The 5,109-nt window shown below is 36.1% G+C and carries 5 protein-coding genes; 1 reads left to right on the forward strand and 4 read right to left on the reverse strand.

Annotated elements, in window-relative coordinates; genetic code table 11:
• Positions 1 to 28: 28 nt before the first annotated feature.
• The 4 genes from JZO69_RS16320 to JZO69_RS16335 form a co-directional block, all read right to left on the reverse strand.
• Positions 29 to 316, reverse strand: coding sequence for a hypothetical protein (locus JZO69_RS16320; RefSeq protein ID WP_207113871.1), 288 nt, complete (start codon positions 314 to 316; stop codon positions 29 to 31).
• A 70-nt stretch (positions 317 to 386) separates the two neighbouring features.
• Complete coding sequence (locus tag JZO69_RS16325) at positions 387 to 1,271, reverse strand: YicC/YloC family endoribonuclease (protein WP_207113872.1); 885 nt, start codon at positions 1,269 to 1,271, stop codon at positions 387 to 389.
• Positions 1,272 to 1,287: 16 nt separating this feature from the next.
• Positions 1,288 to 1,506, reverse strand: a complete 219-nt coding sequence (locus JZO69_RS16330) for a YdbC family protein (RefSeq protein WP_207113873.1) — start codon at positions 1,504 to 1,506, stop codon at positions 1,288 to 1,290.
• Positions 1,506 to 3,200 (reverse strand): patatin-like phospholipase family protein, encoded by a 1,695-nt coding sequence (locus JZO69_RS16335; protein ID WP_207113874.1) that lies wholly within the window; start codon positions 3,198 to 3,200, stop codon positions 1,506 to 1,508. Before JZO69_RS16335 ends, JZO69_RS16330 begins: the two co-directional genes overlap by 1 nt.
• Positions 3,201 to 3,663: 463 nt before the next feature.
• Between JZO69_RS16335 and JZO69_RS16340 the strand changes: the two genes are divergently transcribed.
• Entirely contained in the window at positions 3,664 to 5,097 is a 1,434-nt protein-coding gene (locus tag JZO69_RS16340; RefSeq protein ID WP_207113875.1) for a DUF1958 domain-containing protein, read from the forward strand.
• Positions 5,098 to 5,109: the final 12 nt, after the last annotated feature.

Raw genomic sequence — 5,109 nt, forward strand, 5'->3', positions numbered from 1 at the left:
CTTTTCTCACCTTTATTTTTCGTTTCGATTAAAATCCCATGTTTGATAAGGTATTTACAACACCCATAATTTCATCATGGCGCTTGATTTGTTTATCCACAGGTCCATCGACTTCTTCTACATCTATCCGAACAACATATCGACGATTCAATGAAACAAAGGCCTCTTCATTTACACGAATATTCAATACTTCATCTGTAAAAGAAACACAGGCATCTTGCCATGCATCGAAGGGTTCTTTATCAGAAATAACTTCTCTTTTTACAACCGATTTTCCGCTTAGTTCATGGAACGTAACATCATAATAATTTGACATAATTATTCACCTCTTTGCTTTCTTCTCTTTAATTATAGCTTTAAAAGATGGAATCACAAACTATTTTCTATTATTCGACATTTTGAATTTGTTCACGAATTTTTTCCAGAATTGTTTTCATCTGGACGACAATATTTTTAATTTCAATCGGGCTAGATTTTGAACCGATCGTATTGACTTCACGGTTCATCTCCTGAATCAGAAAATCTAACTCCCGACCGACAGGTTCAGTTTGGATCAACAATTCCTGTAGTTTATCCACATGAATCGCTAAACGATCTAATTCTTCGTGAATATCCCCTTTTTCAAGTAAAATCGCCAATTCCGTCAACAAACGTGCTTCATCAACTTGATTGCCTAGCCAATCATTCAGCTTTGTTTCAAATTTTTCTCGATAGTCTTTTTCATAAATAGTGACAAATCCTGTTAATTCAGAAACCAAATTGATGAAATCTTGACCATAGACCGTCAAGATTTGCTGAATTTTCAGCCCTTCTTGCAGACGACTGGCATCAATTCGTTCAACCGCTTTTTTCACACTATCTAAAACCAACAAGCCAAACGTCTCATCTGCTTCTTGCTTTTCTGTGACTTCAACATAATCAGAATTGTTTAGTAATTGGTTGATGTTTTGTGCAGGATCAAATTTCGCTTGGGGATACTTGGCCGCCAGCTCATCTTGAACTTCTCCTAATAATTGATGAATCAGCGCCCAATGGACCACTACTTCTTTATTGCCGCTACCAGTTTGTTTGATATTGATATAGGCTTCGATCCGACCACGTTGTAACGTGTCTTTTATCAATTGGCGAATAGCCATCTCATATGGATTGACCTCTTTTGGCATCCGTAATTGAATATCCAAAAAGCGTTGATTGACACTTTTGATCTCTACATCAATTTGGTACGTATCGTTTAAAAATGTTTCTTTTCCAAAACCAGTCATACTTTTCATTGACAGGGTGTCCTCTCTACATGGATTTTAGCGCTTTAGATAAAATCTCAAATTCCTCATTGGTCAGTGTGATTCCTTTACCCATTTTTTCATGATCAGCAGACCAATCTCTCAAATCAAATTTTGGCGGACGGCCATTCCAACTCACCAAATTAAATTCTTTACGCCAACCTTGGGCGTTTTCAGATAATACTGCAATTTCTTCTACAATTTCATACGAAAATTCTTGTGCCATTATTCATCCACTCCTTGTTGTATAAATTCTCTCATTAAAATTTGTAACGTCTGGGCTGGTAATTTATCTAATAAAAAAGTCAGCCTTTGAGGTTTTTCTTTTGCCTGTACCCGTAACAGTTCAGTTATCAATGATAACTGTTGTTTGTCGGAAAGTAAAAAGTAATCCTCATAATATCTCTTTAACCATTCTTGGACAGAAATCATGCCGATCGTATCTATTAAATCAGTCTTTACCTGTCCGCTTTGCTGCAAAAGCTCCACTAACTCTTGAATCGTATATAACTTAGCAGCAGATATTTCCTGACTTTTTGCCAACAGCTCAATCAAAACCAATCCGATGTTTTCAGTATACACCCTGTCTTTATATAATTTACGCAATTTTTTACAGATTTTATTTTGTTGCGCGCTAGATTCCCATAATTTTATTTGATAGGTCTGCTTGATAAAAGAAAAAAAGGCTTGTTGGAACTGTTCTATATTGCTTAATGTTTCATCAAAGGTGTACCAATACCCGCTATATTTTCTACCAACAGCTCTCATCGTTTCTAAATAGCCTAATTGAATATTTTGAGTCGAACGAACCCCATCAAACAACAAAACAGCGCCCATTGACCAAGGTGTTTTTAAGGTCAGACAGCTTGAAGTTGCCGGTATTTTAATTGGTTTTGTGATTCCTGGTCCTTTTACATCAACGATGATACATTCTGTTGCTCCATTATGCAATGCAATATCAATGGGAATATTATTCCGATAGCCACCATCCACATAATATTTATCCGCAATTTTTGTTGCAGCCATCGCTGGGAAAAATGAAGCTGAGGCAAGCAGCCAATTCTGCCATTGATTACTTTGACACGTATTAAAATGGATATTTTTTTCCTGCATATTGGGCAATTCAGTGGTGACTAAATAAAAATCTGTTGTCACTTGCTCCATTATTTCCTGAGAGAACGTTTCAGCGATCAACTTTTGTAGCGGTTGCGTAGAAACCCCGTTTGATTGGATCGCATTTATTGTAAACGAACCAATTTGGCTCATTAAACCACCAAAAGTATCACTGGATGTTGCAGTGGTTGGGAATGATAGTATTTTTTGCGTATCGATTTTTTCCCACATATTTTTAGCCGCTTCAAAATCATCTTGCAACACTAACGCACCATTCAGCGCACCAACCGATGTCCCCGTAATAAGTTGGATGGGAATTGCTAACTCTTTCAACGCTTGCCAAACACCAATTTGATAAGCACCTCTTGCTCCTCCGCCACCTAAAACTAAAGCGGTACAATACATCAACTCTTTGCTTGCTGAACTATTTCCCTCGATTTTATAACCATACTTTACAAATACTTCTTGTAAGTGATAGGTCAACGCCTGTGGAAAAAGCAAAGTAATCGTTGGCTGAAATGTTTGTTTGAACAGTTTATCCACAGCTAAAAAAAAGGATGTCCAACTTATTTTAGTGGTTTCTTGGATCAACACATTAGTTATTTTGCCTGATTCAACGGTCATAAATAAATAAGGCACCCTGCCTTTGTATATAACATACGCTGTTCCAGAATTATTTCGAACCTTTTCGTTAAAGGCTTGTCTAGCTAAAGTATGTGCTGCATAAAAGGGAAGTAACTGGATACTTGTAGAAATCTGCCTAGCAAAACTTCCCCATTCGGAAGCAACCATTTGTTCAATTTTCATTTCGAGCACCTCCATCAATTAAAGTATACCAAAATTACACAAAAATTACTTTTTATTAAAATATACCAAAATTATATAATTCCATTCATTTTTCGCGTAAAATAGAAGTATTGTATTTTTAATATAATTAATCATGCATGACCCTAGAAAGTTTCTCTAAAAGTCTAGTAATACTAAATAAGCTAAAAATTGCTTTTGAGTTAACGTTGACTTTATCAAAAAACGATAGTTTAATAGAAGTTGGTATTTTTTATTCAGTTGTTAACAAAGGAAAGTCTATTACCACTTCGTTTCCTTTTTTTATTCCTGAAAGCTCTGTAAATTTTTTTTAAAGAACTGGCTTTTTTTCTAACACCAAACAACAAAATCTGTTAGAATACACTGATTCATTACTCTACTAAAAAAGCGTTTAAACTACGTTCACTTTATTAAAAGAACTTGATTAATTACAAAGGATGTTTATATGAAGACAAGAAACGTTTTACTGAAAATTTGCTCCCTTTTACTAGTCTTAGGCTATTTTTCCGGTATCGTCACCGCTACTAGCGCCTATGCTGAAGAAGATATTCTGACGATCACACAAAATGCCGGCTATCAAACAAACGAATTTTATAAGCCAAAAGCATCGATCGTTATTGAAGCTCAAACTGGACAAGTCCTTTGGGAAGATAATCCTGATTTAAAATGGAATCCTGCTAGTATTGCCAAATTGATGTCTGTTTATCTTGTTTTTGAAGCAATGGAACAAGGTAAATTCACTTTAGATACGACAGTTAAAGCAACAGATAGCGACCAAGCGATTTCACAGATTTATGAACTAAGTAACAATTCAATTGTTTCTGGCGTGGATTACCCTGTTCGGGACTTGCTTTATGCTACGCTTGTACAATCGTCAAATGTTGCAACTGTAATGCTAGCCAATCTAGTCACTGCAAATGATGAAGCAAAATTTGTTCATATGATGAACGATAAAGCCAAAGAACTTGGCATGACAAACTCAACTTTTTACAATTGCAGCGGTGCTGAAACAGGAGCTTTCAACGGCTATTACAAACCAGAAGGCATTGACCAACGTGCTGATAACGTAACGACTGCTCGAGATTTAGCTATTTTATCTTATCAATTACTGAAAAATTATCCTGATACTGTCACTTATACAAGTCCGACTCAGATCACTATTATGGAAAATACGCCCTACGCTGAATTACTAGAAAACCATAACTATTCATTACCTGGCCTAGCCTACGGTTACGAAGGAGCAGATGGTTTAAAAACAGGTTCCAGCCCAACAGGCGGCTTTAACTATGCTGCAACCGCTAAACGAGGAGAGACTCGCTTAATCGAAATTGTGTTAGGTGTGGGCGATTGGGAAGATCAAGAAGGCGAATTACAGCGCCATGCCTTTGGTAACGCGATTTTCGACCGAGCTTTTGCCACATATGAATATAAAAAGCTACTCTCTAAAGGAGACAACACAATAAACAAAGAAGACGTTATTTTAGAACAAGACTTTTATGGCGTTATTCAAAAAAATACTGCGCCTGCCTTTTCATTATCTGCAGACACATTAACACTAGATAACGGACTTGCTCAAGTATCTTCTACCGTTGCTGCTCCGAGTGTTAGTTGTAAATATGCTAAAAAATTAAAAGCATTACAAAATTCTGTTTTATCGAAAAATGGAAAGAAAAAAAGCGGATTATCTACGTTCTTTATTAACGGATTACTGATTATTTTAGGACTTTTGTTCTTGGCTTTATCCAAGTTGTTCAAAAAAGAACCCACAGAAAATAATCGTTCAAAAAAATTCAATCCGTTACTCGCTTTAGGTACTCTTCTGATTCTTGCAGGTATTGTTTTAAGTATTTACACCGTAGTGATTGGTCCTTGGATTTAAACAAATAAAAAG

Origin of the sequence: Candidatus Enterococcus ikei (assembly GCF_017316105.1) — a bacterium.
In the GTDB taxonomy this organism is placed as follows: domain Bacteria; phylum Bacillota; class Bacilli; order Lactobacillales; family Enterococcaceae; genus Enterococcus_L; species Enterococcus_L ikei.

Coding starts and splice junctions, on each gene's coding strand:
- JZO69_RS16320 (WP_207113871.1), bottom strand. CDS start 316: ATGTCAAATTATTATGATGTTACGTTCCATGAACTAAGCGGAAAATCG.
- JZO69_RS16325 (WP_207113872.1), bottom strand. CDS start 1,271: ATGAAAAGTATGACTGGTTTTGGAAAAGAAACATTTTTAAACGATACG.
- JZO69_RS16330 (WP_207113873.1), bottom strand. CDS start 1,506: ATGGCACAAGAATTTTCGTATGAAATTGTAGAAGAAATTGCAGTATTA.
- JZO69_RS16335 (WP_207113874.1), bottom strand. CDS start 3,200: ATGAAAATTGAACAAATGGTTGCTTCCGAATGGGGAAGTTTTGCTAGG.
- JZO69_RS16340 (WP_207113875.1), top strand. CDS start 3,664: ATGAAGACAAGAAACGTTTTACTGAAAATTTGCTCCCTTTTACTAGTC.